The organism is Burkholderia puraquae (genome assembly GCF_002099195.1).
GTDB lineage: Bacteria > Pseudomonadota > Gammaproteobacteria > Burkholderiales > Burkholderiaceae > Burkholderia > Burkholderia puraquae.
The window spans coordinates 1-1,127 of the sequence record NZ_NBYX01000069.1; the positions used below are offsets into that span (position 1 = coordinate 1).

Sequence of the window (1,127 nt, forward strand, 5' to 3'; positions counted from 1 at the left end):
CCGGCAAGATCTTCGTCGACGGCGAAGATCTTGCATCGCTGCCGCCGTATCGCCGCCCGGTGAACATGATGTTCCAGTCGTACGCGTTGTTCCCGCACATGTCGGTCGAATCGAATGTCGCGTTCGGCCTGAAGCAGGAAGGCACGCCGAAGAACGAGATCAAGGAGCGCGTGGCCGATGCGCTCGCGCTCGTGCAGATGAGCAAGTATGCGCAGCGCAAGCCGCACCAGCTCTCCGGCGGCCAGCAGCAGCGCGTCGCGCTGGCCCGTTCGCTGGTCAAGCGCCCGAAGCTGCTGCTGCTCGACGAGCCGATGTCCGCGCTCGACAAGAAGATCCGCCAGAAGACCCAGCTCGAACTCGTGAACATCATCGAGAAGGTCGACGTGACCTGCGTGATGGTCACGCACGACCAGGAAGAGGCGATGACGATGGCCAGCCGCCTCGCGGTGATGAGCGAAGGCAAGATCGTGCAGATCGGCGCGCCGGGCGAAGTGTACGAGTTCCCGAACAGCCGCTTCTCGGCCGAATTCATCGGCTCGACCAACCTGTTCGAAGGGCGCGTGGTGGAGGATGAACCCGACCACATCTTCGTCGAGAGCGACGACCTCGAAGCGCGCATGTACGTGAGCCACGGCGTCACGGGCCCGCTCGGGATGCCGGTCGGCATCTCGGTGCGCCCGGAGCGCATCCACGTGTCGCGCGAGAAGCCCGGTTCGAAGCACAACTGGGCGCGCGGCGTCGTGACCGACATCGCGTACATGGGCAGCTACTCGCTGTAYCACGTRCGCCTGCCGAGCGGCAAGACGGTCGTGTCGAACCTGTCGAGCTCGCACCTGATGAGCGACAACGCACCGGCGTGGAACGACGACGTGTTCGTGTCGTGGTCGCCGGCCAGCGGCGTCGTGCTGACGCAATGAGGGCGACGCGATGAGAACCTCTGCTTCCACGCCCTCCACGCCGGTGTCGACCGGCGCCGCGAGCGCCGGCGCGGGCCGCGCCCGCCCGGGCCGCTTCGCCGCGCTGTCGCGCTTCTTGCCGTCGGGCCGCAGCGTCGCGATCGGCGTGCCGTTCCTGTGGCTCGCGGTGTTCTTCGCGCTGCCGTTCGTGCTGGTGCTGAAGATCAGCTT

1 protein-coding gene and 1 pseudogene are annotated in these 1,127 nt (G+C 66.4%); both read left to right on the plus strand.

The window, feature by feature from the left end:
* Positions 1 to 917, plus strand: a 917-nt coding sequence (locus tag B7G54_RS37810) for an ABC transporter ATP-binding protein (RefSeq protein ID WP_085043692.1), incomplete at its 5' end; no start/stop codon positions are given.
* A gap of 10 nt (positions 918 to 927) precedes the next feature.
* Positions 928 to 1,127: pseudogene (locus B7G54_RS37815) on the plus strand (putrescine ABC transporter permease PotH); the annotation flags it as partial.